This window comes from Mesorhizobium sp. WSM4832, assembly GCF_055811115.1.
The window spans coordinates 1-24,285 of the sequence record NZ_JBVVQH010000006.1 but is presented as its reverse complement, the minus strand read 5'-3'; the positions used below and the strand labels follow the sequence as shown (position 1 = coordinate 24,285).

Below are 24,285 nucleotides of genomic sequence, written 5' to 3'. Positions count from 1 at the left end.
CAAAGTTTGTAAGCCGACTGAGGAGAATTTACACAATGAACGCGGAAATCAGAAGGCTTCATCCCGGCGATGACGCCCTTGTGATGCAAGCGCCAACTCTCCTTCCTTGAGGGCGAGATGTCGCCAAAGCGGCAGAGGGGGTCGCCGCGCGTGAGGCTCCAAGTAGGGAGATCGGCCGTCGCGCTGGCTTTCGCCAATCTCCAACGATGGAATTGCTCTAATTGCGCAGGCTGAAGACGAAGGGTGCGGTGCGGGTGACACGGGCGCCGAGTTCCGCCGGCGGCGCCGGTACCGAGGCGCCCTGCAATGCGCCGAGAGCCGCCCGGTCGAGATCGCCGTCGCCCGAGGATCGCGCCAGCCGGGCCGAGACCACCCTGCCGGAGGTGTCGACCGTGAAGGTCACGCTCGGCGTGCCCTCCGCCCGCCTGGAGCGCGCCGCGCTGGGATAGCGCGTGTGCCGCCTGATCCATGCCGCCAGGCTGGAGTTCCAGCGCGATGGACTGACGCTGGAGCGCGGCGCCGCAGTCGAGGACTCCGGCGCTGCCGCCATCGCCGCCGCCTTGGCGTCGATGCTGGCGGTTGTCGTCGTCCTGGGTGGCGGTGCCTTTTCCTTCCTGAACCGTTCCTTCGGCTTTTCGACCGGTTTCTTCTCGGTCTTCCTCTTGGGTTCCACCGGCTTTCGCGCTTTCACCTCAGCTTCCACGGGTTTCGGCTCCGGCAGCGGAACGACGACATCGGGCGCGATCGCCTCGACAGGGTCCGGCACGATTTCGTCCAGCGGCGGCTGCTCGCTCAGCGCGGCAACCGCTTCCGGAGGGGCCTGCTCAGCCTCTTGCGTGTCGGCGGCATCGGATGGCTGTTCAGTGACGGGCTCTGCCCGTTCCGTCACCGGCGCCGGATCGGTCACCGGTTTCACGTCGGTCGGCTTTTCTGTCTCCTCTGCGGCATCGGGCGGCTCCGGCGTCACCGTGTCCAGCATCGCCGTCTCTTGCGGAACGGCGGGCGCGCTGATCAGCGGCGCCATCTCGACCGCCAGCGCCGGCGGCGATCCGCCATCCGGCATTTCGGCATAGCTCAGATCCTGCACCGCATAGGCGACCGCCACATGGGCGGCCAGAACGACCGCCGCGGCACTCGCCCACAGACCGGCTTCACGCACGCCGAAGCGCGGCTGGGAAATCCGGGAAAGGGCAGCGACCGTCATGGCGCCTGGCCTCCACCCGGGGCGGGGTTCGCACCGGCCGCAGGAGGCATGGCCTCGCCGCCAGCACCGTCCGATACCGTTTCGAGCCCAACCAGCGCGACCTTCAGATAGCCTGCGGCACGCAGCAGGTTCATCACCTCCATCAGGTCGCCATAGCCGACTTTTCTGTCGGCGCGCAGGAAGATGCGCGTCTGCTTGTCGCCCCTGGTACGGCCGTCGAGCACGCGGGCAAAGGCTGGACGCGGCACGCTGTCATTGCCGATCGCCAGCGTCAGATCGCTCTTCAGCGTCAGGAACAAAGGTGTCTCGGGCCGCGGCGCGGGCGTCGCCGTCGAACCCGGCAGGTCGACACTGACATCGACGGTGGCAAGCGGCGCCGCGACCATGAAGATGATCAACAGCACCAGGATGACGTCGATGAAAGGCGTGACGTTGATGTCGTGACTTTCCTCGAGATCGTCGCCGGAAGTCTCGCGAATCCGCGCCGCCATCGCCGCTACTCCGCGGCCATGGCCGCCGCTGGCGGCACATTGCGGAAGTCGAGGTCGCGGCTGACCAGCCGCTCGACGCCGGCGGAAGCGTCGGCGAGGATCTGCTTGTAGCCGGCTATCGAGCGCGCGAAGACGTTGTAGATGACGACCGCCGGAATGGCCGCCACCAGACCCATCGCGGTGGCAAGCAGCGCCTCGGCGATGCCAGGCGCGACGACGGCCAGGTTGGTGGTCTGCGCCTGCGAGATGCCGATGAAGGCGTTCATGATGCCCCAGACGGTGCCGAACAGGCCGACGAAGGGCGCCGTCGAGCCGATGGTGGCGAGCAGGCCGGTGCCGCGCGACATGCGCCGTGCCGCCGCCGCCTCGATGCGCGAAAGCCTGGAGGCGACGCGCTCCTTGAGGCCGTCGCCGGAAACATGGTCGAGCGCGCCGGCCGAAAGCGCACGTTCTTCCTCTGCCGCGCGCACCAGCAGCGCGCCCGGACCGCCGCTGTGGCCAAGTTCCCGCCCGGCCTGCATCAGCGTCGCGGCGTTGCCGATCGCATCGGCGGCGCGGCGGGCCCTCAGCTTGCCGGCGAAGACCTCCAGCGACTTGGCGAGCCAGATCGTCCAGGTGACCAGGGAAGCGAAGGCCAGCCCGACCATGACCGCCTTCACCACGATGTCGGCGTTCATGAACATGCCCCAGGGCGACAGGTCATGCGGCAGCGTCAGCGAGATGGGTGGTTCCTCACTGACGGCTCCGTTCGGAGCCGGCTGGAGGCCCGGCTCCGCCGGTGCGGTTTCAACCGGCGTTTGCGCGATAGCCGGTGGATTGTTGGTACCTGCGACAGGCGCGGGAGCCTGCGCGGCCGGTGTCGGACTGGTCGTAGGCGGTGTTGTCGGCTGCTGCGCCACGGCTGTCCCAGCCGAAAAAATCATCGATGCGACCAGTGCCGCGAACAGAATGCTCCGGGACAAGTCTCGTCCTCGCTTTATCATGGCACGAACCGGCGGAGTTGTTGGCAGGCTGGTGCGAACTTCGGTCACGGCTTTCCGCCATGGGCTGCTCGACTGAGTATAAAACATGACTTTGGTAGTCAAGATTAAGATGGGAATCCAGCCCAACAAATTCCGGTCAAGCCGCTGTCCGATCGCTCTCGGGCGCACACCGGCCGGCAGCACAGGGCTTCCGTCGCATACGCGGCAGGCTATGCTCGATATCGCAGAAGGAGACCGCCGATGATCAAGGCGATACCGTTCGACTTTCCCTATGACGGCAGGCTTGAGCCGCAACATACCGCGTTGCTGGTCATCGACCTGCAGGAGGATTTCCTGTCGCCGACCGGCTACTTCGCTAGGAAGGGCTATGATCCGTCGCCGCTGCGGGCCATCCTGCCGGCGGTGAACCGGCTGATCGCTGCCGCCCGCGCCGCCGGCCTCACCATCATCCACACCAGGCAAGGCTACCGCGCCGACATGGCCGACATGACGCCTTACGAAAAATGGCGACGCAAGCGAGCGGGACTGGACGGCACCGATGTCCTGCTGCGCTCCGGCCTGGGCTTCCAGATCTCCGCCGACATCGACGTGGCGCCGCAGGACATCATCATCGACAAGACCTGCAACAGCGCCTTCACCTATACGGACCTGGAGCTCGTTTTGCAGGCGCGCGGCATCACGCATCTGATGTTCACCGGCTGCACGACGGATGTGTGCGTGCACACCACATTGCGTGAGGCTTGCGACCGCAACTTCCAGTGCCTGACGATTTCGGACGCCTGCGCCAGCGGCGACCAGTATGCGCACGAGGCCGCCCTGCATATGGTGACGGTCGAGGACGGTGTCTTCGGCGCGCTGGCGGACTCGGCGGCCGTCATCGCGGCGTTGCGGCAGCTCGCGGGCGCGGCGCGCTGAAGGTTTTTGGGGTTTCATCGAAATTTTTTTGCCCCACCGTTCCGTTTCCGGTTCCGGCTTCGTCTTGAGGGTCGTAGCAGGTGCGAGAGCCGCGACGGCCTCCGCCACCAGGACAGAGCGGAGCCAAGCCATGTCGACCACAGTGACCTTGATCAACGTCTTCACCGCCAAGCCGGGCAAGCAGCAGGAACTAGCCGAGACTCTGGCCGAAGGCACGAGAAGCTTCTTCAGCAAGCAGCCGGGCTCGCTGTCGTCGTCCGTGGTCGTCGGCGGCGACGGCAGCAAGGTCGCCAACATCTCGCAATGGCGTTCGGCCGAAGACATCGCGGCCTTCCGCGGCGATCCCCGCTTCGCGGATTACATGAAGACTATTCTCGAGCTTGGAGCGGGCGAGAGCGTCATGGGCCACACCAGCTATTCCCATACGGCTGGCATGGAGAATTAGAGCAATTCCAGGAAAAGTGTGTGACGGTTAAGTTCGGCGTCTTCGCCGTAACTTTCCGTCCGGAATTGCGTCGAGAAAGAGAGAGGCTGCGTGACCGGTTCGCAGGATCAGTCCGTTGCGGCGACCGAAACCAGGCTTCGCGCCTTCGAGCGCGAGGCCGCGTTGCTGAGAGCCAAGCTGCACCGCTACTCTTCGCGCATGGTCGGGTCGGTCATCGATGGCGAAGACATCGTCCAGGAGGCTTTGGCCAAAGGCTTCGTGGCGATCAGGAATGGCGACTTGCCCGACAAGACCGAGCCCTGGCTGTTTCGCATCGCGCATAATTCGGCACTGGATTTCCTGCGCAAGCGCGCCCGTTCGCGCGGGCGCGAAAGCGAGGTCGAGCTCGATACGATCGCCGACGAGAATTCGGCGCTGGATGCGCGCATTGCCGCCGAGGCGAGCTTGGCCGAATTGATGCAGCTGCCGCCGGCGCAACGATGCACGGTCGTGCTGAAGGACGTGCTCGGCCACAGCCTGGAAGAGATCGGCGAAATCCTCGAAACCTCCGACACCGCGATCAAGGGCGCGCTGCAGCGGGGTCGCGAGAGCTTGCGCAAGCTCGCCGCCGCGCCGCGCACGGCATCTCCCCGCCCGGCCCTCAACCAGCAGGACATGCGCCGTCTCGGCGGCTATGTGGCCGCCTTCAACGCCAGGGACTTCGATGCCTTGCGCGGCCTGTTGGCCGAGGACGTCAAGCTTGAGCTGGTCAACCGCTTGCGCGCCGACGGCAAGGAATTTGTCGGCAATTACTTCGGCCGCTATGCCGACGAAACGCATTGGCATTTTACGACCGGCCTTGTCGAAGGCCGGCCCGCCATCCTGGTCACCAGTCCCGATCGTCCGGAAGGGCCGCCGCGCTACTTCATCCTCATCAATTGGGAGAACGGCCGGATCGCCGGCATCCGCGACTTCCTGTTCGCGGATTATGTGATGGACGGCCTGGACTACTCCAACACGCGGTAATTTTAGCCGGCGCGGCGTTCCGCAAAGGGCGACGAGGCAAATGCGCCGGGCTGCGGGACCTCTGCGTCGCGGCGCGCCAATGAATTCGCGACCAGTGTGATCGTCTCGCGCCCGATACGGGCAATCTCGCTCGGACGGTCGATGCCGCTGATCATGAACTCCTCGATGCCCAGCGCCGCATAGGGCAGAAGCGCCAAGGCGAGCCGCGCCGGCGGCCCGGCGATCTCGACCGCCCTGTGATCGGGGGACCTGCGATCGGGGTTAGCCGTCCAGCCGTCCGGATGGATGCGCACCGGAAGCGCGAAGCGCAGCCTGCCGCCGCGGCCGTGCTCGGCGGCGGCGCTGCGCACACGCCCGATCAGCTGCCGCACCTCGTCGGGTGAGCCAGCGGCGAGCTCGAAGACATCGGCATGCTTGCCGGCGACCTTCAGCGCCGTGCCCGATTGGCCGCCGAGGCGGACGGCAAGGTCGGCGCCATGCGGACCCTTGCGCGGCACGAAGCCGCCGCGGACGCTATAGAAGGCGCCTTCGTGGTCGAACGGCCTGTCGTTCGACCACAGCCGTTTCAACAGCACCAGATATTCGTCGATGCGCTGCCAGACCACGCTGTGGCCGACGGGCCGCGCCTCGGCATCGCTATCTTCCAGCGGCTCGCTCAGCATACGAAGCGATAGGCGGCCGCTGCCTCGGCGATCGAGCGCCGCGAGCTGCCTTGCCGCCACCGTCGGCTCGATCACGCCGGCCCAATGCGTCAGCACTACCTCCAGCGAGCCGGTGCGGTCGAGCGTCTGCGCGGCGATGTCCATATTGCTGAGCAGGCCGGCGGGATCGTCGACGACCAGCTTGCGAAAGCCGGCATCCTCGATCAGCGACAATTTGGTCGCCGTCTCGGCGAAATCATAGAAGAAGCTGCTGTCGGCAGCCTTACCGGGAACATGCGTGAACTCGATCGGCATTGCCATCTCCTCCATCACGTTGGCTTGCCCCGCTGCAAAGTCCTCGAACCAAATCCGAGACACGGGCGCGCGACAGCGCCCCGGCACTCGGCCAGTCTTCACTTTCGACTACTCAACTCAGATTGTTTGACGGCGGGTCTCGGCCCGCCTTGGATCAGGGGATCAGCCCCAGTACCACCGCGCCGGTGAACACGAACGCGAGCGCGAAGACGAGATAGGCGAAGGTACCGCCATAGGCGGGCCTCCAGCTCTGGTCGGCAGTCAGCCTTTGCCCCTTGCGGGCGGTCTGAGCGTTCTGGATATAGGACATATCGGCCTCCGTCTCGGCCGTTAATCTATAAAACTAGTAGACTTTGTCGATTGCTATTTTTCGGCGATTTCTGGATGAATATTCTCATCCCGGCTGCGATGGGGGTTTTCCATGCTAATGGCACTGCACAAGGATTTTGACCGGTCGACGCCCATCGCGATCGTCATTCCAGGGCGGAGCAGGAGCGAAGCTCCGTCGCGGAGACCCTGGAATCCATGCCGTTACCTTAGCCAAGGAGTGCAACGGAGCAGAATTCTGCACCGCAGCAACGCTTCGAAGTCACGGCATGGATTCTATGGTCTGCGCCGCGTCGCTTCGCTCCTTGCTCCGCCATAGAATGACGAGGTTGGGGCGGCTTCAACCAATCCCCGGCGTTTGCGCTGATTTCACGGAAATGAATGGAAAGCGGACGGGAAAATCCGTGTGGAACCGATGCCACGGAGCCGGCAAAAGCTTGGAACTGCATGTTTTTCGGCCGCAGGGGCGTTGTCGAAGCGCGCTTGGCTATTCCCGGCGCGACGGGATAGCATCGAAAACACCTCATAGGATCCAGGGAGAAGAAAATGGCTGGAAGGCTGGCGGGCAAGGTCGCCATCGTCTCGGGTGGCGCGACAGGCATGGGCGGGGCGGCTTCCGGGCTGTTTGCCGCCGAGGGCGCGAAAGTGGCGATCATCGACCGCAACGGCGAAGCGGCCGCCAAGACCGCAGCGGCGATCCGCGAACGCGGCCATGTCGCCGAGCATTTCGTGGCCGACGTTTCGGACGAGGCGCAGGTCGAAGCGGCGGTGAAGGCGGCGGCCGCAAAGCTCGGCGCGGTCACCGTGCTGTTCAACCATGCCGGCACGATCGTCATCAAACCGTTCTTGGAAACGACGTTGCAGGAATGGGACTGGCTGCATGCCGTCAACGTCCGCTCGATGTTCCTGATGACGCGCGCAGTGCTGCCAGGCATGATTGCCGCCGGCGGCGGCTCGATCGTCTGCACCTCGTCGATCTCGGCAGTGGCGGCGACGCCGAACGAAGTGCTCTACGACACCACCAAGGGCGCCTGCCACATGTTCGCGCGGGCGATTGCGGTCGAGTTCCGCGACCGCAACATCCGCTGCAATGCCGTCTGCCCGGGCTTCATCCGCACGCCGCATGGACTGCGCGAGGTGGCCGATCTCGGCAGGCTCGGCGTCGATGTCTCGGATGCCGCCATGGCCGCGCAGCAGGGTCGTATCGGCGAGCCGGAGGAGGTAGCGAAGGCCGCGCTGTTTTTGGCCAGCGACGAATCGAGCTTCGTCAACGGCGCGCATCTGTTCGTGGACAACGCGTTCACGGCAATCTGAGGCTTGGCGCCTTTGGACCTCGTTGATATCAATGAGGTTCGCTATGGCGGCGTATAAACACCGACAGGATTACTGCGCTCGGGACAAAAAATAATAGATTCACCGCGTACATAAGCAGATTTATCTGGACGTTTGCGTAGTCCATCGCAAAGGGGAAATCATCCGGCGCTCCTCCATAACTCTTAAGGTGAAGATCACTCCAAACGAACGCATACATTCCAAGCATTCCTGGGACTAACAGGAACGAGAAAAATAGAGCCAGCTCTCTGAGCGGGGCCTTAAAAATTTTAAAAGTGAAATTTCTGAAGTTGTATGCCAGCGCGAAAAGGATCGCCGACAAGTAGGCAAGGGAAAACGCCGCGAGCGCTGTCCATAGATAGCTATTCGCTGTACAAACATCGTTTTGTGAGAATTTTTCAACTGTAGCTAGCAACTTTGGCATCAGCCAGTCACAATCGAACTGGCTATACCGGCTCTCAGAAATTCCTCCGAGAAAAGGGCGTATCGCGATACAAAAAAAGAATGCCAGAATTGGCGGGAGACCCACCGACAATCGAACTCGTCCCTGCATTCTTGGCATACACCCTTTGCATCGACTGAGACCACCAGCAGCCGTGCCGGCTCAATGGAGCTAATACGAACCCGTTATTTATACGCTAACGCTCCTCCCTCCGGAACGGCTTCAGCAGCGCCGACGGCGCGACCGCGTTGCGCGACATCACTGCCATGGCGACGATGGTGAAGATGAAGGGCAGCATCAGGAAGGCTTCGTAAGGGACGTGGCCGAGGCCGCTGGCTTGCATGCGCAGTTGCAGCGCATCGACGAAGGCGAAGAGCAGTGCCGCTCCCGCCGAGCGCCACGGATCCCAACGGCCAAACACGACCAGCGCGATCGCCACCCAGCCGCGCCCGGAGACGACGCCGAAGGTGAAGGCATTGAACTGCGCCATGGTCAGGAACGCGCCGGCGAGCCCCATCAGGGCGCCGCCGAGGATCACCGCCTGGAAGCGCGTGGCAATGACGCTGACGCCGGCGGAGTCCGCCGCGCGCGGGTTCTCGCCGACCATGCGCACCGACAGCCCCCATGGCGTGCGGTAGAGCACGAAGGCCGCGAGCGGGACGGCGATGATCGCCATGTAGACCAGCGTGAACTGGCTGAACACCGCCGGTCCCAGGACCGGAATGTCCGACAGCAACGGGATCGGCACCGGCTTGAAGCCGTCGATGCTTGGCGGCACCGATTGCTGGCCGAAGATCAGCCGGTAGAGGAAATAGGCAAGCCCGGATGAGAACAATGTCACGCCGATGCCGCAGACATGCTGGCTGAGGCCCAGCGCCACCGTGAACAGCGCATGCAGCGCGCCCATCAGCATGCCGGTCAACACCGCCACCAGCACGCCCAGCCACAGGCTGCCGCTGAGGCTGGCGGCGGTGAAGCCGGCCATGGCCGACAACAGCATGATGCCTTCGATGCCGAGATTGAGCACGCCGGCGCGTTCGGAAAACATTTCGCCAAGCGTCGCAAAGGCCAGAGGCGTGGCGATACGGATGATGGCGGCGAGGAAGCCGACCTGGAAGATCTGCTCGAACACCGCGCTCATCAAGGTGTTCCCACGCGGCGGATCCGGTAGGCGGTGAAGAGCAGCGCCACCAGCATGGCAAGCAGCGCCGTGCCCTGGATGACGTCGCTGAGGAAAGCCGGCACGCCGGTCGCGCGCGACATCGCTTCCGCTCCGGTCATGACCGCGGCCAGGAAGATCGCCGCCGGCACCACGCCGAGCGGGTTGAGGCGCGCCAGCATGGCGACGACGATGCCGGAATAGCCATAGCCCGGCGAGATATCGCTCATCACCTGGAAATGCACGCCGCCGACCTCGCCGACGCCGGCCAGCCCCGCCAGCGCGCCGGAGAGCAGCGCGGTGGACAGCAGCACCCGCTGCACGTTGATGCCGCCATAGCGGGCCGCCTCCGGGTTCTCACCGGTGACGCGGATGCGGAAGCCGAGCGTGGTGCGCGCGATCAGGAACCAGCACAGCGGTGCCGCGATCAGCGCCACGATGACGCCGAGATGCAGCCGCGTGCCTTCGATCAGCACCGGGAAGTTGGCAGAATCCTCGATCGGCGGCGAGATCGGATAGCCGCTGAAGCTGTCCTTCCAAGGCCCTTCGATCAGCGCCATCAGCGCGTAATAGATGACCGAGTTGAGCAGCAGCGAGCTCACAACGTCGTCGACCTTGAATTTGACCCGCAATGTAGCCGGCACCAGCGCCACGAGCGCGCCGGCAGCCGCGCCCACCAGCGCCATCAGAAGCATGGCAAGGTAGCCCGGCATCGGGATCGCGCCGACGGCGCAGCCCGCCACCGCGCCGGCCAGCAACTGGCCCTCGGCGCCGATGTTCCAGAATTTGGCGCGGAAGGCTATCGCCACGGCAAGGCCGGTGAAGATCATCGGGGCGGCACGCACCAGTGTCTCGGTGATGGCATAGCTGTCGCCGAGCGAGGCCGACAGCATGACGCCATAAGCGTCGATAACGCCGGCGCCAGCTACGGCGATGAGGCCGCTGCACAGGATGAGCGTAGCGGCGATCGCGATGAGCGGCAGCGCGAGATTGAACCAGGCGGGTGTCGACGTGCGGGCCTCGAGGCGAAACATCAAGCGTGGCCCTCTGCGCCGGTCATCATCAGGCCGAGCCTCGCGACCGTGGCGTCGGCACTGGAAACCGTGCCGGCAATGCGGCCCTCATACATCACCGCGACGCGGTCCGAGAGCATCAGCAACTCCTCGAGGTCCTCGCCGATGACGATGATGCCGCAGCCCTTGGCGCGCATGGCGAGGAATTTCTCGTGGATGAAGCGGGCGGCGCCGATATCGAGGCCGCGCGTCGGCTGCGAGACGATCAGCACCTTCGGGTCGAAGGCGAGCTCGCGCGCCAGCAGCGCCTTCTGCAGATTGCCGCCGGAAAGCGCGCCCGCGCGGATCATCGGCCCCGGACACCGAATGTCATAGGCCTTGATCTGCGCCTCGGCGAAGGCGCGGATCGCCGCCGGATCGAGCAGACCCTTGCGGCTGAACGCTTCGGTGCCGATGCGCGGCAGCACCATGGAATCGGCCAGCGGCAGGTTGGTGACCAGGCCGGTCGTCATCCGGTCTTCCGGGATGCGGCCGAGGCCGAGCGCCTGCAGCTCGCGCGGCGAAAATTGCGCAACCGCTTTGCCGGCTATCGTCATCGCGCCGGCCCTTGGCGGCAGCATGCCGGAGATGACGTCGGCCAGCGCCCGCTGGCCGTTGCCGGAAACGCCGGCGATGCCGAGGATCTCGCCCGAACGGACGAAAAGCGAGACGTCGCGCAGCGGCGTGCCGGCATGGCCAGAGGTGGAAATGCCGTCGAGCGTCAGCACGGAAGCGCCGGGCGTCGAAGCCTCCTTGACCGGCGGCACGATTTCATGGCCGCACATCAGCTTCGCCATTTCGGCCGAGGTCGTTTCCGCCGGACGGTCGACGCGGCCCGCGACCTTGCCGTGGCGCAGCACGACGCAACGATGGGTAAGCGCGCGCACTTCGTTGAGCTTGTGCGAGATGAAGATGATGCCGAGCCCTTGCGCCGCCATCGAGCGCAGGGCGGCGAACAGGCCATCGACCTCGCTTGGCGCCAGCACCGCCGTCGGCTCGTCGAGGATCAAAAGCCTGGCGCCGCGAAACAGCGCCTTGACGATTTCCAACCGCTGCTGCTCGCCGACCGACAGCGCCGAGACAGGCAGGCCCGGATCGAGGTTGAGCCCGTGTTGGCGGCCGATCTCCTTCAGCCGCGCCAGTCCGCCGGCACGGTCGATGCGGCCGGATTTGCCGGAAATGCCGATCAGAAGGTTCTCCAGCACCGTGAGGCGCGGCGCCAGATGGAAATGCTGGTGCACCATGCCAATGCCGGCGGCCAGAGCATCGGCCGAACTGTGGATGGCGACCGGCCTACCCTCGACAAGGAGCTCGCCGGCATCCGGCGCATAGGCGCCGAACAGAACGTTCATCAGCGTCGTCTTGCCGGCGCCGTTCTCGCCGAGCAGGCCGAGGATTTCGCCCGGCGCGACGCTGAGATCGACGGCCTCGTTCGCCCTGACGGCGCCGAAGCTCTTGGTGATGCCGCGCATTTCGATCAGTGGGGCGGGCAAGGGTGCTCCCTGGATTTGCGATCCGGCTAACCGCGAAGGGCAGCGCTGCACCCCCCTCTGCCTGCCGGCCATCTCCCCCTCAAGGGGGGAGATCAGATGTCACGGCGGCCTTCGCCAAATTTCAACGTTGAAAAGGTCGAGCGCCGTCGACGGAACTGCCAATCTCCCCCCTCGAGGGGGAGATGTCCGGCAGGACAGAGAGGGGGGCCCCGCGCCACCCCTCAACAAGCCCTTAATCCGAGACCGGCGTGTTCTCGTCCACGTCGACGCGGAAATTGCCTTCAAGGATCTCGGCTTTCTTCTTCTCGACCAGGTCCTTCACATCCGCCGGCAGCGTCTTGTCGAACTTGTGGAAGGGCGCCAGATACGAGCCGCCCTTGGCCATGCGCGAGAAGTCGCCATAGTCCTGCGCGGTGAAGACGCCGGCCTTGACCAGCTTGATCGCCTGCTCGACCGTCGGATACATGTCCCACACCGGCCCGGTGATGACCGTGTCGGGACCGAGGCTCGACTGGTCGGACATGTTGGAGATGGCGTAGATCTTCTTTTCCACCGCCGCCTCGATGACGCCGAAGCGCTCGGCATAGATGACGTCGACGCCGGCATCGATCTGCGCCACCGCCGCTTCCTTGGCCTTGGGCGGATCGAAGAAGGAGCCGATAAACGCGACCTTCTTCTTGACGTTAGGATTGACCTCCTTGGCGCCGGCAAAGAAGGCGTTGACCAGCCGGTTCACTTCCGGAATGCCCATCGCCGCGACCGCGCCGACCGTGCCCGACTTCGACATCTTGCCCGCGATCATGCCGGAGAGATAGGCCGGCTCGTGGATCCAGTTGTCGAAGACGCCGAAATTGGGTTCGGCCGGGCCGGCGCCGGAGCCGAACAGCCAGGCCGTTTTCGGGAATTGTTTTGCCGTGCGGCGCGACTCGCGCTCGGCGGCGAAGGCGTCGCCCAGCACCAGCTGATAGCCGCCTTGCGCATATTCGCGCATGACGCGACTGAAGTCGGCGGTCTGCACCTTTTCCGACCATTTGTATTCGATGCCCAGCTCCTTCTGCGCCTTCTGCAGGGCGACATGGATCTGGTTGTCCCACGGCTCTTCGATCGGAGTGGCAAAGATCGCCGCCACCTTCAGCTTCTTGTCCTTGGCGAAGGCGGCGCCGGGCAGAGCGGCGGCCGCAAGGCCGAGCGCACCGAGTTCCAGCACGTTGCGCCGCGACAGGGCCGTGCGTTGCGTTTTGCTATGTTCGTTTTCCATTGAAGTTTCCCCTCTGCTCGACGGCCGTGTCGAGCCGGCCGTTCACAAAAATGTCAGACGCCAAGGACTATGGAACGGCGCCTGAGTTTTGTCCACATGGTCAAATTTGGCGGTGGGTGCAGACACCGGAGATGTTGGCGGGACAGCGCCCCTCTCTGTCCTGCCCGTCCTACGCAGCAGCTACGGAGGGTGGACCGGACATCTCCCCCACTTGGGGGGAGATCAGCCGTCGCGTCGACCTTCGCCAATTATCAGCGTGGCAGGAAGAGCGAGGCATCGAAGCTGCTAATCTCCCCACTTGTGGGGGAGATGTCCGGCAGGACAGAGGGGGGCGCGAAGGATCGCGACGTTTCTGTTCCTATCGGGTTACCGCACTCTCCCAACTCCCTGTCTCGGCAAATCGCCTCAGCACCGGCGCCGGCTCGAAAATCGCCCGGCCAGTCTGGCCATGCCAATGCTCCAGCCGCTCGACGATCTTTGCCGCCCCCTCGAGCCCGGCCCAGAACATCGGCCCGCCTTTGCCGATCGGGAAGCCGTAGCCGTTGATCCAGACGACATCGATATCGGACGCCCGCGCCGCGATGCCCTCCTCGAGTATTTTCGCGCCCTCGTTGACCAGCGGATAGAGCGTGCGCTCGATGATCTCCCTCGCGCCAATCACGCGTTGCGCAATCCCGAGTTCCGCCGCCTTGGCTCGGATCAGCTTCTCGACTTCCGGATCAGTTGCCGGCTCGCGTGAGCCACCCTCGTAGCGGTACCAGCCGCGCCCGGTCTTCTGGCCAAAATGGCCCTGCTCGCAAAGCGTATCGGCAATCACCGCGGTCTGGCCGCGCGCCTTGCGGTTGCGCCAGCCGATGTCGAGGCCGGCGAGATCGCCCATCTGGAACGGGCCCATCGGCCAGCCGAAATCGGTGAATGCCTTGTCGACCTGGCTTGGCGTCGCGCCTTCCAGCAGCAGGAATTCGTTCTCGGCGCCTCGCGCGGACAGCATACGGTTGCCGACGAAGCCGTGGCAGACACCGACGACGACCGCCACCTTGCCGATGCGCCGGGCGAGATCGCTGACCGTCGCCAGCACCTCGGGCGCGGTCTTCTCGGCGCGCACGATCTCCAAGAGCTTCATGACATTTGCCGGCGAAAAGAAATGCATGCCGAGCAGATCCTGCGGCCGCGACGTCGAGGCGGCGATCGCATCGACGTCGAGATAGGAGGTGTTGGTGGCAAGGATGGCGCCGGGCCTGGCGACCGCATCGAGCTTGCCAAACACCTCCCTCTTCACCGCCATGTCCTCGAACACGGCCTCGACGATCAAATCGCAATCGGCAAGGTCGGCATAGTCGGTGCTGCCCTTGAACAGCCCGAGCCGCTGCTGCCTGACCTCGTCCGTCAATGAGCCGCGGCTGACCGAAACGGCGTAGTTCTTCTCGATCGTCGCCAGCCCGCGCCGCAGCGCATCCTCGCTCGTCTCCAGCAGGGTCACCGGCAAGCCGCCATTGGCGAAGGCCATGGCGATGCCGCCGCCCATGGTGCCGGCGCCGATGATGCCGACGCGGTCTATCCGGCGCTTGTGCAGATCCTTGCCCGGTATTTTCGCCGCCTCGCGTTCGGCGAAGAACAAATGCCGCTGCGCGCGCGACTGGTCGCCGGAAACGAGTTTGAGAAAAAGTTGCCGCTCGGCGGCTAAAGCCTCGTCGAACGGCAAGGTGATCGCATTGCGCACCGCTTCGGCGCAAGCAAGCGGCGCTTCCAGTCCACGCGCCTTCCTGGCCAGCTCGGCCGCCTGGGCGTCGAAAGCCGCAAGATCGGTCTCGGAAAGACGGCCATTGCGGTCGCGCACCGGCACGAACGGGCCGCCTCGATCAGCCATTTCGCCGGCGAAACGAACCGCCTGCGCCATCAGGTCGCCGTCGAAGACCGCATCGGCAAGACCGACCGCCTTGGTCTCGTCGGCCGAGATCGGCGTTCCGGAAACGATAATGCCAAGCGCTTTGGCGGCGCCCACCAGGCGCGGCAGGCGCACCGTGCCGCCGCCGCCGGGCAGCAGGCCGAGCTTCACTTCCGGCAAGCCGAGCTTGGCGCCCCGGTCGGCGACGCGGAAATGGCAGCCGAGCGCCAGTTCCAGCCCGCCGCCGAGCGCCGTGCCATGGATGGCGGCGACCGTCGGCTTGGCGATGGTCTCCAGCAAGGCGATGATCGCGCGCAGCTCCGGCTGCTCGACCGGCTTGCCGAATTCGGTGATGTCGGCGCCGGCGACGAAAGTGCGCCCGGCACAGGCGATGACGATGGCCCTGGCGGCGGGGTCGTCGCGCAGCGCGGCGAGCGCCTCATGGAGCGGCTTGCGGACGTGAAAACTCAGCGCGTTGACCGGTGGGTTGTTGATGGTGACCACCGCCACGCCATTCTCGTTCGCGACGCTGACTGAACTGGACAAGCGAAACCTCCCGAGACCGGCTGCGATCGCGCAAGGGTTTACTAGGCCCGCCAGCGAATGGGAACCCGAACCAGACTTGGCGCAACGGTTAGTGGAGAGCGGCTAGTTCCCCGGCACAGGGATTCTTGAAAGGTTGCCGTTTGTCTTAGTGCAAGATTTTCCGTTCATTTCCGTGAAATCAGCGCAAACGCTGGGGATTGGTTGAAGCCGCCCCAACCTCGTCATTCTATGGCGGAGCAAGGAGCGAAGCGACGCGCGCAGACCATAGAATCCATGCCGTGACTTGGAAGCGCTGCTGCGGTGCAGAATTTTGCTCCGTTGCACGCCTTGGCGAAGGTAACGGCATGGATTCTAGGGTCTGCGCGTCGCTCCGCGCCGCTCCGCCCTAGAATGACGATCGTGATGGGCGTTTCGGCCAATCTCCAACGCATGACACCTGCCAACGCAAACAGGGCCGACCGGGTCAAAATCCCTGTGCAGTGCCACTAATTATCCACCCGGCCGAAAGCCGGCACGTCGCCGATCACGTCGCGCTTGTCCTTGCCGCAGGCGAAGGTCTTCGCCTTGTCGTCGGCGAGCTTGCGCGCCTGGTCGTTGGCCTGCGCGTTGCCGGTGGCTAAAACCAGGCCGATGGTGCAGCCCTGGTGCTCTTCCGGCTGCGCCACCTTGGCGACGACCAGCACGTCGATCGACTTCTTCTCGTCCTCGGGGTTGCTCACCGAGCGGCGATGAATGGCGGCGAAGGGGATCGCGACATCGCCATTCGTCTCGATCCGCCATTCCACCTTCGGACCGGACCCGTTGAAGGCGGTGAAACTCTCCCAGACCGAAGTCATGTCGTCCGACGGAAAGCCGTAATAGACGGATTCGCGTGCGTCGTCATAGCCGATCAGCACCGGGTAGCCGCGATAGCCGGAGCAGGCAAGGTTCGCCCAGTCGCCGTCGCCTTCAGCGGCTTGCGCATAGGTGACGCAGTCCTTCTTCCAGTCGAGATCGGTGTAGGCGCTGGAGATGTCGCCGGCCTCGGCCGCCTGGCACAGCCCAGCGAGGGCAAGCGGGATCAGAAGAGCACGCATCGCGGACAACTCCGTTCGAGTTGCCGAAGCGTAGCGCCAATCGCTATTTCTTCAAGCTGGCTTCGATGAGCAGGTCGGCGTTGCGCGCGACGGCCGCCGCCGGTCCGCCCTTGCCGAAGAGCTGGCCGCTGATATAGGCGCCTTCGATGAGAAGCAGCAGACCGTCGCCAAGCGTGTCGGAATCGGCGGCACCCATCGCGGCCGCCATGGCGCGCAGGCGCCGGCGCAGTTCGTGCTTGTTGTTCTCGCTCACCACTCGCGCGGGATGCCCGCGCTCGGGATATTCCACCGCCGCGTTGGTCATGCCGCAACCGCGATAATCGGGCTTCTGCGTGCGTTTGCCGACACGAGTGAGGAAGGCGATGATCTGGGCGCGCGGATTGCCCGGATGCGCGTCGACGGCCTCGTCGAAGCGTTCCCAGAATTCGAGGTCGTATTTGCGCAGATAAGAGGCCGCGAGCTCATCCTTGGACGGGAAGCTGCGGTAGAGGCTCGGCTTGGTGACGCCGGCGCGCCTGACGATCTCGTCGACACCGATCGCCCGGATGCCTTCGCGATAGAACAGGTCGAACGCCACGTTCAGGATCTTGTCCGCCGCCTTCGGGACCGGGGCATCGCTCAACGACGCATCAATTTTCTTGTCCGATGACATGCAAACAACTCGCTTGACAATGTTACTGACCGGTACGTATGTATGGCGTGATTCCATTGCAACGTACCGGTCAGTAACATGATAGCCCAGTCCCGCCCATTTGGCCAGCGCTACGCTTTCGTCGTGGTGGCCGTCATTTTCCTTTGCCTTTTGATCGCGGCCGGGCTTCGCTCGGCGCCGTCGGTGATGATGGTGCCGCTGGAAGAAAGTTTTGGCTGGCACCGCGACGTGACTTCCTGGGCTGCCAGCGTCGGCATCCTGCTCTACGGCCTCACCGGGCCGTTCGCGGCGGCGCTGATGGAGCGCATTGGGCTCCGCCGCACGCTGCTCGGCTCGTTGCTGGTGATGTCGGGCTCGACCGCGCTCAGCCTGTTCATGACCGAGCCCTGGCACCTTTTCATCACCTGGGGCGTGTTCTCCGGTATCGGTTCAGGCGCGGTGGCGAGCGTGCTCGGCGCCACCATCGTCAATCGCTGGTTCAAGACCAATCGCGGCCTCGTGATGGGCCTGATGTCGGCGTCCAGCGCCACCGGCATGCTGGTGTTCCTGCCGCTCATCGCCGCACTCGCCCAGTCCGGCGGCTGGAAGCCTGTCGCGATTGCTGTATCGGTGGCCACGGCGGCGCTCATCCCGTTCGTCCTGCTTTTGGTGCCCGAACGTCCCGCTTCGATCGGCCAGATGCGCTACGGCGCCGATGCGGGCGACGTGCCGCCGGTATCGCCGGCTTCGCAAGGCAACTTCCTGGCGCATACGCTGAACACGCTGCGCCGCGCCGCCGGCACCAGGGTGTTCTGGTATCTGTTCGCCACCTTCTTCGTCTGCGGCTTCACCACCAACGGCCTGGTCGGCACGCATCTCATCGCCTTTTGCGGCGACATGGGTATCGGCGAGGTGCAGGCAGCCGGGCTCTTGTCGATGATGGGTATCTTCGACCTTATCGGCACCACGCTGTCCGGCTGGCTCACCGACCGTTTCGATCCGCGCAAGCTGCTCGGCGTCTACTACGCGATACGCGGCCTGTCGCTGATCTACCTGCCCTATTCCGGCTTCTCGGCGACCAGCCTGGTCATCTTCGCCGTGCTCTACGGCCTCGACTGGATCGCCACCGTGCCGCCGACGCTGAGGCTCGCCAACGAGGCTTTCGGCGACCGCAGCGGGCCGATCGTGTTCGGCTGGATCGTCGCCGGCCATCAGGTCGGCGCGGCGGCCGCCGCCGCCTTCGGCGGCACGATGCGCGAGCTGCAGGGCAATTACGAGCTGGCGTTCCTGATTGCCGGCATGACCGGTATCGCGGCGGCCTGTATCTCGCTCTTGATCAACACGAGCCGGCCGGCCTTCGATCCGGAGCCGCAGGCGGCTTAAGGCGCGTCGATTTTCGGGTGAGGCCGGCCTGCAAACGGCAGTCTCCTGCGCTTCCGGTGCTCACGTACGAAAAGTACGCTCCGCTCCGGTTCTCGGAGACCACCATTTTCGGCTCGCCCTGACCCGAATCTCGACACGCCTTCCGGCGACGATGGTGGTCTTCACTAGTCTGTTCATTGTTATCAAAACTTCATGGTTCCGAGACACGCCTGAAACATTGAGGCGAGAGCTTGGCGGTCCCGTTCAATGCCATCCGGAGACAGCCATGAACAAGCTTTCGTTGACCCGCCGCGCTTTCGTCACCTCAGCCAGCGCGTTCGGGCTTGTCGGTGCCTCCGGACTGGCATTGCCTTACTATTCCCGCGCCAACCAGCGCCCGGCCTTCACGCATGGCGTCCAGTCCGGCGACGTCGACGCCACGTCCGGCATGGTGTGGGCCCGCACGGACCGTCCGGCGCGCGTCATGTATGAGGTGTCGACGACAGAAAGCTTCGCCAACGCCACCAGGCTTGCGCCGCTCGATACCTCCCCGGCCAGCGACTACACGGTGAAGCGGCTGCTCACCGACCTCGCCTCCGACCAGGATATCTTCTATCGCATGGTCGCGGCCGATCTCTCCGACATCAACACCGTCTCGGAGCCGATCGTCGGCCGCTTCCGCACCGCGCCGTCGTCCAAGCGCGACGTGCGCTTCGCCTGGTCGGGCGACACCGCCGGCCAGGGCTGGGGCATCGACGAAACCGGCATGAAGACCTACTCGACAATCGCCAGGCACACGCCGGACTTCTTCCTGCATTCCGGCGATACGATCTATGCCGACGGCGCCTTGAAGGACGAGGTCGACCTGCCCGGCGGCGGCAAGTGGAAGAACGTCGTCATGCTCGACGGCAAGCGCAAGGTCGCCGAGACGCTGGACGAGTACCGCGACCAGTGGAAGTACAACATGATGGACAAGCACGTGCTTGGCCTCTCCGCCATCTGCCCGACTTTCTACCAGTGGGATGACCATGAGGTGCTCAACAACTGGTCGGACTCGAAGGACCTGACCGCCGACAATCGTTACACGGAGAAATCCATCCATGTGCTGGCGGCGCGTGCGGCACGCGCGTTCCATGAGATGACGACCATTCGCTACGAACCGTCGGAGCCCGGCCGCGTCTACCGCAAGATTTCGCATGGGCCGCTGCTCGACGTGTTCTTTCTCGACATGCGCTCCTATCGCGGCCCCAACGGCCCCGATCTGGAGGAAACACTGACGGCGAAGTCGCGCATGATCGGCGAAGAGCAGTCCAAATGGCTGAAGCGCGAGCTGGCGAATTCCAAGGCAACCTGGAAGATCATCGCCGCCGACATGCCGCTCAGCCTTGTCGTCTGGGACGATGCGGCGAAGAAGGCTGGCTTCGAGGCCGTCAGCAACAACGACAATGGCGCGCCGAAGGGCCGCGAGCTCGAATTCGCCGATGTGCTGCGCTTCATCAAGAATGCCGGCATCACCAACACGGTGTGGCTCACCGCCGACGTGCACTACACCGCAGCGCATTACTACAACCCCGACAAGGCGCAGTTCCAGGACTTCAACCCGTTCTGGGAATTCGTCTCCGGCCCGATCCATGCCGGCACGTTCGGCCCCAACGACCTCGACATGACCTTTGGGCCGGAGCTGAAATTCATCAAGGCCCCGACCGCCGAGCAGGGCCAGAACCTGCCGCCATCGGCCGGCCTGCAGTTCTTCGGCCTCGTCGACATTTCCGGCGCGACCGAGCAGCTCACCGTGCGGCTGATGGACCGCGACGACAACGAGCTCTACAAGGTGACGCTGGATCCGGTGCGGTCGGCGTAAGGATCTGTAAAATCAGAGGTGCCGTCGCGAGACCCCCCTCTCTGGCCTGCCCGTCCTTCGCAGCACCTGCGCTGCAGCTTCGGAGGGTGGACCGGCCATCTCCCCCTCAAGGGGGGAGATCGGATTTCGCATCGGCTTTCGCCAATTTCCAACGCCGCAGGACTGGCGGCGGGATCAAAGCTGCTAATCTCCCCCCTCGAGGGGGAGATGCCCGGCAGGGCAGAGGGGGGGCGCGAAGGATCGCTACGTTTGCCGCATTCCGCGCGGCGATGATCAATCCGGATAGCAAGCCGCGGGAATTTTCGGCCATACCGCCGTGTCGCAGTTGGCGTCCTTTTGCCGCTGCTTGAAGGCGGCGCTGACTGGGCCAGTGACGATCGGGTCGACACCGTCGGGGGCGTCGGCGAACATCTGCTGCGCGGTTTTGACGTCAGGCGGCGCGATCGGGTTGGCGTCCCTCAGCGCGGCTGCCGACTGCGCGGCGCCTGCCGCGACAAGCACACCAAGCGCTGCCCACGCAAAAACCGGACGCAATCTGGACATCTGATCGGTCATGAACATCGAACTGTCCGGCCCCTCAAAGGTTCCGCCTTGGTTAACAGAATCATTTCACACTAAGACGTTTAAGAATCAGTGACCATTAATTGGGATAGGGCCTCCCCTTTCGCAATTGCGAAAAACCTTGTATGAGCCGCGCAACCGAAAAGGGCGGCGCTTTTGGGCCTGCCGCCCGCAACACTCCCGAGACCAGACAATGAACATCCGCAATATCGCGATCATCGCGCACGTCGACCATGGAAAGACCACCCTGGTCGACCAGCTCCTGAAACAGTCCGGATCGTTCCGCGACAACCAGCGCGTCGCCGAGCGCGCCATGGATTCCAACGACCTCGAGAAGGAACGCGGCATCACCATCCTCGCCAAGGCGACCTCGGTCGACTGGCACGGCACCCGCATCAACATCGTCGACACGCCCGGACACGCCGATTTCGGCGGTGAGGTCGAGCGCATCCTGTCGATGGTGGATTCGGCGATCGTGCTCGTCGATGCCGCCGAAGGGCCGATGCCGCAGACCAAGTTCGTGGTCGGCAAGGCGCTCAAGGTCGGTCTCAAGCCCATCGTCGTCATCAACAAGATCGACCGTCCCGATGCCCGCCACATCGAGGTGGTGAACGAGGTGTTCGACCTCTTCGCCGCGCTCGACGCCACCGACGAGCAGCTCGATTTCCCGATCCTCTACGGATCCGGTCGCGACGGCTGGGTCTCGGAAAACCCCGAGGGCCCGAAGGACCAGGGCCTGGCGCCGCTGTTCGACCTCGTCGTCAAGCATGTGCCGGCGCCGACGGTGCATCCAGGCCCGTTCCGTATGATCGGCACCATTCTCGAGGCCAATCCGTTCCTCGGCCGCATCATCACCGGCCGCATCGAGTCGGGCACGCTGAAGGCCAACCAGGCGGTCAAGGTGCTGCACAATGACGGCGCCCAGATCGAAACCGGCCGCATCTCCAAGATCCTTGCCTTCCGCGGCCTCGAGCGCCAGCCGATCGAAGAAGCCCAGGCGGGCGACATCGTGGCGATCGCCGGCCTGTCGAAGGGCACAGTCGCCGACACGTTCTGCGATCCGGCGGTGAGCGAGCCGCTGCATGCGCAGCCGATCGACCCGCCGACCGTGACCATGTCCTTCCTGGTCAACGACAGCCCGCTCGCCGGAACCGAGGGCGACAAGGTGACCAGCCGCGTCATCCGCGACCGCCTGTTGCGCGAGGCCGAAGGCAATGTCGCGCTGAAGATCGAGGAATCGCCCGACAAGGATTCGTTCTTCGTTTCCGGCCGCGGCGAATTGCAGCTCGCGGTGCTGATCGAAACGATGCGCCGCGAGGGTTTCGAGCTTGCCGTGTCGCGTCCGCGCGTCGTCATGCAGAAGGGCGAGAACGGCGAATTGCTGGAGCCTGTCGAGGAAGTCGTCATCGACGTCGACGAGGAGCATGCCGGCGTCGTCGTGCAAAAAATGTCGGAGCGCAAGGCCGAGATGGTCGAGCTGCGCCCCTCCGGCGGCAACCGCCAGCGCCTTGTCTTCCACGCGCCGACGCGCGGCCTGATAGGCTACCAGTCGGAACTGTTGACCGACACGCGCGGCACCGCGGTGATGAACCGGCTGTTCTTCGCCTATGAGCCCTACAAGGGCGAATTGCCCGGCCGTACCAACGGCGTGCTGATCTCCAACGAGCAGGGCGAGTCCGTCGCCTATGCGATGTGGAACCTGGAAGATCGCGGTCCGATGATCATCGATCCGGGCGTCAAGGTCTATCAGGGCATGATCATCGGCATTCATTCGCGCGACAACGACCTTGAGGTGAACGTGCTGAAAGGCAAGAAGCTCACCAACATCCGCGCCGCCGGCAAGGACGAAGCGGTGAAGCTGACGCCGCCGATCCGCATGACGCTGGAGCGGGCGCTGGCCTGGATCCAGGACGACGAGCTGGTCGAGGTGACGCCGAAGACCATCCGCCTGCGCAAGCTCTACCTCGACCCGAACGAGCGCAAGCGCTTCGAGAAGTCGGCCAAGGTGATGGGCGCGGCGTGATTTTCTGACTTCTGATCGTGTCCGAGAGGGGCGGAGCACCGGGTGCTTCGCCCCTCTCTCGTTCATCCGCTGGCCGCGCGGATGATGGCTTGGTGATCCGGCTCGCCGGCCAAGTCGATGCGGATCGTTGTTCTGGCGCGGGCCGGCTTGCGCAGGGCTTTGATCCCGTCCTGATCGACGACCAGCAATCGCTTCTCCTCCAGCGCCTGAAGCCGCGAACGCGAGATGCCGAGTTCGTTGGCGAGCAGACGGTCTAGACGCAGCGATGTCGGCATTTCGAGCCCAAGCTGGAGTTCCAGCGCGCTCGCGCTTTCCCTTGTCCCTCCAACCACCTGTTTGAGCACGGCGACATCGGGAAATTCCTCGACGCGTCCCGCATGGTTGCGCAACGCAATACTGTCGAAAGCGTGGCGCCGCGCGAGCGCCGGATCGTTGCTTTCGAGCGCCTGTAGCAGGGCGGGTTCGATGTCACGCCGGTTGCAGCGCTCGAAAATGCCGAAATTCCAGGAATTGTCGCAATCGACGCAGTGGTAGATCAGCCACACATCGATGCGCTTGCCATTGGCGTTGACGCGGAATTTTCCACTGCAGCGATAGGCCTTGAGGGTTCCGCAGCGATTGCAGTTGATGAGAGGTCGAGGCGCGATTGCGGGTGCGATCGTCCAGTGGATACGCAGGTGGCCGGACATGCCGATAAGCCCTTCCCGTCGGGAAGTTCTTCAGGCCGGCGATGTCGAGATGCCCATGCGGGCACGGCGTGGCGAAAGACTGCGTGTTTAAATCAGGCGTCGGCGTGGGCGACGCGCGGCTCAGCAATGCCAAACCGGTCTCGAACCGCCGCCTGAAGAACACATGAGATGGAGCAGACGCGCCAATGGCTGCGCCTGCGGTGCATTCGGGGGAGTTGGCGAGACCGGCGGTTACTGAGGCAAAGTGACGCTCGAAAATGGGTAAAGGGCGGGCTTTTCTAGCCGGAGGGCGGTGGAGGAGCAAGCGGTTAACCGCCGAGGTCGGCGCCGCCCCTCATTGCCCAACCGGGCATTTCTCCCCGTATAGTGACGGGGAGAAAGAGCCGGCCGCGACGCCGGCGCTCTTTCTTCTAGGTTACCGATTGGCGAAACCGTCGGCGCTAGCGTCCCTTCGCCCCGTTTACGGGGAGAAGATGGCGGTAGCCAGATGAGGGGCAGCGCCGGCGTCAGCGTGTCCGAACCGGATAGATAGGTAACAGAATGGACTGATTAGATGGGTGACAGTTTTCTCGTTTGCCGGGAGGACCGG

At 64.3% G+C, this 24,285-nt stretch carries 22 protein-coding genes; 7 read left to right on the top strand and 15 right to left on the bottom strand.

Annotated features, from left to right (window positions below):
• Window positions 1-217: 217 nt before the first annotated feature.
• Genes AC0L2L_RS10225 through exbB form a run of 3 tightly spaced genes read right to left on the bottom strand, consistent with a single transcriptional unit; the run spans window position 218 to window position 2,657 of the window.
• Complete coding sequence (locus AC0L2L_RS10225) at window positions 218-1,204, bottom strand: TonB family protein (RefSeq protein WP_473578034.1); 987 nt, start codon at window positions 1,202-1,204, stop codon at window positions 218-220.
• Entirely contained in the window at window positions 1,201-1,695 is a 495-nt protein-coding gene (gene exbD / locus AC0L2L_RS10220; protein ID WP_473578032.1) for a TonB system transport protein ExbD, read from the bottom strand. Before exbD ends, AC0L2L_RS10225 begins: the two co-directional genes overlap by 4 nt.
• A gap of 5 nt (window positions 1,696-1,700) precedes the next feature.
• Entirely contained in the window at window positions 1,701-2,657 is a 957-nt protein-coding gene (exbB, locus tag AC0L2L_RS10215) for a tonB-system energizer ExbB (protein WP_473578030.1), read from the bottom strand.
• A gap of 261 nt (window positions 2,658-2,918) precedes the next feature.
• On the opposite strand from exbB, the gene AC0L2L_RS10210 reads away from it, so the two are divergent.
• From AC0L2L_RS10210 to AC0L2L_RS10200, 3 genes are all read left to right on the top strand, one after another.
• Window positions 2,919-3,593, top strand: coding sequence for a cysteine hydrolase family protein (locus tag AC0L2L_RS10210; RefSeq protein ID WP_473578029.1), 675 nt, complete (start codon window positions 2,919-2,921; stop codon window positions 3,591-3,593).
• Window positions 3,594-3,723: 130 nt separating this feature from the next.
• Entirely contained in the window at window positions 3,724-4,038 is a 315-nt protein-coding gene (locus AC0L2L_RS10205; protein WP_473578027.1) for an antibiotic biosynthesis monooxygenase family protein, read from the top strand.
• 90 nt (window positions 4,039-4,128) lie between these two features.
• A complete protein-coding gene (locus AC0L2L_RS10200) occupies window positions 4,129-5,043 on the top strand; it encodes a sigma-70 family RNA polymerase sigma factor (RefSeq protein ID WP_473578025.1) in 915 nt (304 codons plus the stop codon).
• 2 nt (window positions 5,044-5,045) lie between these two features.
• Here AC0L2L_RS10200 and AC0L2L_RS10195 read toward each other — a convergent pair whose 3' ends face one another.
• Complete coding sequence (locus tag AC0L2L_RS10195) at window positions 5,046-5,999, bottom strand: LLM class flavin-dependent oxidoreductase (protein ID WP_473578023.1); 954 nt, start codon at window positions 5,997-5,999, stop codon at window positions 5,046-5,048.
• 154 nt (window positions 6,000-6,153) lie between these two features.
• Window positions 6,154-6,309 carry a hypothetical protein gene (locus AC0L2L_RS10190; RefSeq protein WP_095816548.1) on the bottom strand — a complete coding sequence of 52 codons (156 nt, stop codon included), beginning with the start codon at window positions 6,307-6,309 and terminating at the stop codon, window positions 6,154-6,156.
• A 563-nt stretch (window positions 6,310-6,872) separates the two neighbouring features.
• Between AC0L2L_RS10190 and AC0L2L_RS10185 the strand changes: the two genes are divergently transcribed.
• Entirely contained in the window at window positions 6,873-7,640 is a 768-nt protein-coding gene (locus AC0L2L_RS10185; protein ID WP_473578020.1) for an SDR family NAD(P)-dependent oxidoreductase, read from the top strand.
• 28 nt (window positions 7,641-7,668) lie between these two features.
• On the opposite strand, the gene AC0L2L_RS10180 is transcribed toward AC0L2L_RS10185, so the two are convergent.
• The 8 genes from AC0L2L_RS10180 to AC0L2L_RS10145 form a co-directional block, all read right to left on the bottom strand.
• Window positions 7,669-8,193: a hypothetical protein gene (locus AC0L2L_RS10180; protein ID WP_473578017.1), complete on the bottom strand. Its 525-nt coding sequence runs from the start codon at window positions 8,191-8,193 to the stop codon at window positions 7,669-7,671.
• A gap of 103 nt (window positions 8,194-8,296) precedes the next feature.
• Window positions 8,297-9,241, bottom strand: coding sequence for an ABC transporter permease (locus tag AC0L2L_RS10175; protein WP_473578015.1), 945 nt, complete (start codon window positions 9,239-9,241; stop codon window positions 8,297-8,299).
• A complete protein-coding gene (locus tag AC0L2L_RS10170) occupies window positions 9,241-10,293 on the bottom strand; it encodes an ABC transporter permease (RefSeq protein ID WP_473578013.1) in 1,053 nt (350 codons plus the stop codon). Before AC0L2L_RS10170 ends, AC0L2L_RS10175 begins: the two co-directional genes overlap by 1 nt.
• Entirely contained in the window at window positions 10,293-11,804 is a 1,512-nt protein-coding gene (locus AC0L2L_RS10165) for an ABC transporter ATP-binding protein (protein ID WP_473578011.1), read from the bottom strand. Before AC0L2L_RS10165 ends, AC0L2L_RS10170 begins: the two co-directional genes overlap by 1 nt.
• A 232-nt stretch (window positions 11,805-12,036) precedes the next feature.
• Window positions 12,037-13,062, bottom strand: a complete 1,026-nt coding sequence (locus AC0L2L_RS10160) for a BMP family protein (protein WP_473578009.1) — start codon at window positions 13,060-13,062, stop codon at window positions 12,037-12,039.
• A gap of 358 nt (window positions 13,063-13,420) precedes the next feature.
• Complete coding sequence (locus tag AC0L2L_RS10155) at window positions 13,421-15,493, bottom strand: 3-hydroxyacyl-CoA dehydrogenase NAD-binding domain-containing protein (protein WP_473578007.1); 2,073 nt, start codon at window positions 15,491-15,493, stop codon at window positions 13,421-13,423.
• A 485-nt stretch (window positions 15,494-15,978) separates the two neighbouring features.
• Window positions 15,979-16,569 (bottom strand): hypothetical protein, encoded by a 591-nt coding sequence (locus tag AC0L2L_RS10150; protein ID WP_473578005.1) that lies wholly within the window; start codon window positions 16,567-16,569, stop codon window positions 15,979-15,981.
• Window positions 16,570-16,612: 43 nt separating this feature from the next.
• On the bottom strand, window positions 16,613-17,221 hold the full coding sequence (locus AC0L2L_RS10145) for a TetR/AcrR family transcriptional regulator (RefSeq protein ID WP_473578003.1): 609 nt from the start codon (window positions 17,219-17,221) through the stop codon (window positions 16,613-16,615).
• A 78-nt stretch (window positions 17,222-17,299) separates the two neighbouring features.
• Here AC0L2L_RS10145 and AC0L2L_RS10140 point away from each other — a divergent pair, with 78 nt between their 5' ends.
• A complete protein-coding gene (locus AC0L2L_RS10140) occupies window positions 17,300-18,583 on the top strand; it encodes an MFS transporter (RefSeq protein WP_473578001.1) in 1,284 nt (427 codons plus the stop codon).
• A gap of 265 nt (window positions 18,584-18,848) precedes the next feature.
• Window positions 18,849-20,423: an alkaline phosphatase D family protein gene (locus AC0L2L_RS10135; RefSeq protein ID WP_473577999.1), complete on the top strand. Its 1,575-nt coding sequence runs from the start codon at window positions 18,849-18,851 to the stop codon at window positions 20,421-20,423.
• A 273-nt stretch (window positions 20,424-20,696) separates the two neighbouring features.
• Here AC0L2L_RS10135 and AC0L2L_RS10130 read toward each other — a convergent pair whose 3' ends face one another.
• Window positions 20,697-20,984: a hypothetical protein gene (locus AC0L2L_RS10130; protein WP_473577997.1), complete on the bottom strand. Its 288-nt coding sequence runs from the start codon at window positions 20,982-20,984 to the stop codon at window positions 20,697-20,699.
• Between the two features lie 193 nt (window positions 20,985-21,177).
• Between AC0L2L_RS10130 and typA the strand changes: the two genes are divergently transcribed.
• Window positions 21,178-23,007: a translational GTPase TypA gene (gene typA, locus AC0L2L_RS10125; protein ID WP_473577995.1), complete on the top strand. Its 1,830-nt coding sequence runs from the start codon at window positions 21,178-21,180 to the stop codon at window positions 23,005-23,007.
• Window positions 23,008-23,069: 62 nt separating this feature from the next.
• Here the strand turns inward: typA and AC0L2L_RS10120 are convergent, their stop codons facing one another.
• Window positions 23,070-23,696 carry a DUF1062 domain-containing protein gene (locus tag AC0L2L_RS10120; protein ID WP_473577994.1) on the bottom strand — a complete coding sequence of 209 codons (627 nt, stop codon included), beginning with the start codon at window positions 23,694-23,696 and terminating at the stop codon, window positions 23,070-23,072.
• Between the last annotated feature and the right edge of the window lie 589 nt (window positions 23,697-24,285).

Bases quoted from the DNA above. Each gene is read 5' to 3' on its own strand.
- AC0L2L_RS10145 (WP_473578003.1), bottom strand. From the start codon at position 17,221: ATGTCATCGGACAAGAAAATTGATGCGTCGTTGAGCGATGCCCCGGTC.
- AC0L2L_RS10195 (WP_473578023.1), bottom strand. From the start codon at position 5,999: ATGCCGATCGAGTTCACGCATGTTCCCGGTAAGGCTGCCGACAGCAGC.
- AC0L2L_RS10160 (WP_473578009.1), bottom strand. From the start codon at position 13,062: ATGGAAAACGAACATAGCAAAACGCAACGCACGGCCCTGTCGCGGCGC.
- exbD (WP_473578032.1), bottom strand. From the start codon at position 1,695: ATGGCGGCGCGGATTCGCGAGACTTCCGGCGACGATCTCGAGGAAAGT.
- AC0L2L_RS10210 (WP_473578029.1), top strand. From the start codon at position 2,919: ATGATCAAGGCGATACCGTTCGACTTTCCCTATGACGGCAGGCTTGAG.
- typA (WP_473577995.1), top strand. From the start codon at position 21,178: ATGAACATCCGCAATATCGCGATCATCGCGCACGTCGACCATGGAAAG.
- AC0L2L_RS10175 (WP_473578015.1), bottom strand. From the start codon at position 9,241: ATGAGCGCGGTGTTCGAGCAGATCTTCCAGGTCGGCTTCCTCGCCGCC.
- AC0L2L_RS10185 (WP_473578020.1), top strand. From the start codon at position 6,873: ATGGCTGGAAGGCTGGCGGGCAAGGTCGCCATCGTCTCGGGTGGCGCG.
- AC0L2L_RS10190 (WP_095816548.1), bottom strand. From the start codon at position 6,309: ATGTCCTATATCCAGAACGCTCAGACCGCCCGCAAGGGGCAAAGGCTG.
- AC0L2L_RS10225 (WP_473578034.1), bottom strand. From the start codon at position 1,204: ATGACGGTCGCTGCCCTTTCCCGGATTTCCCAGCCGCGCTTCGGCGTG.
- AC0L2L_RS10130 (WP_473577997.1), bottom strand. From the start codon at position 20,984: ATGTTCATGACCGATCAGATGTCCAGATTGCGTCCGGTTTTTGCGTGG.
- AC0L2L_RS10120 (WP_473577994.1), bottom strand. From the start codon at position 23,696: ATGTCCGGCCACCTGCGTATCCACTGGACGATCGCACCCGCAATCGCG.
- AC0L2L_RS10150 (WP_473578005.1), bottom strand. From the start codon at position 16,569: ATGCGTGCTCTTCTGATCCCGCTTGCCCTCGCTGGGCTGTGCCAGGCG.
- AC0L2L_RS10135 (WP_473577999.1), top strand. From the start codon at position 18,849: ATGAACAAGCTTTCGTTGACCCGCCGCGCTTTCGTCACCTCAGCCAGC.
- AC0L2L_RS10205 (WP_473578027.1), top strand. From the start codon at position 3,724: ATGTCGACCACAGTGACCTTGATCAACGTCTTCACCGCCAAGCCGGGC.
- AC0L2L_RS10140 (WP_473578001.1), top strand. From the start codon at position 17,300: ATGATAGCCCAGTCCCGCCCATTTGGCCAGCGCTACGCTTTCGTCGTG.
- AC0L2L_RS10170 (WP_473578013.1), bottom strand. From the start codon at position 10,293: ATGTTTCGCCTCGAGGCCCGCACGTCGACACCCGCCTGGTTCAATCTC.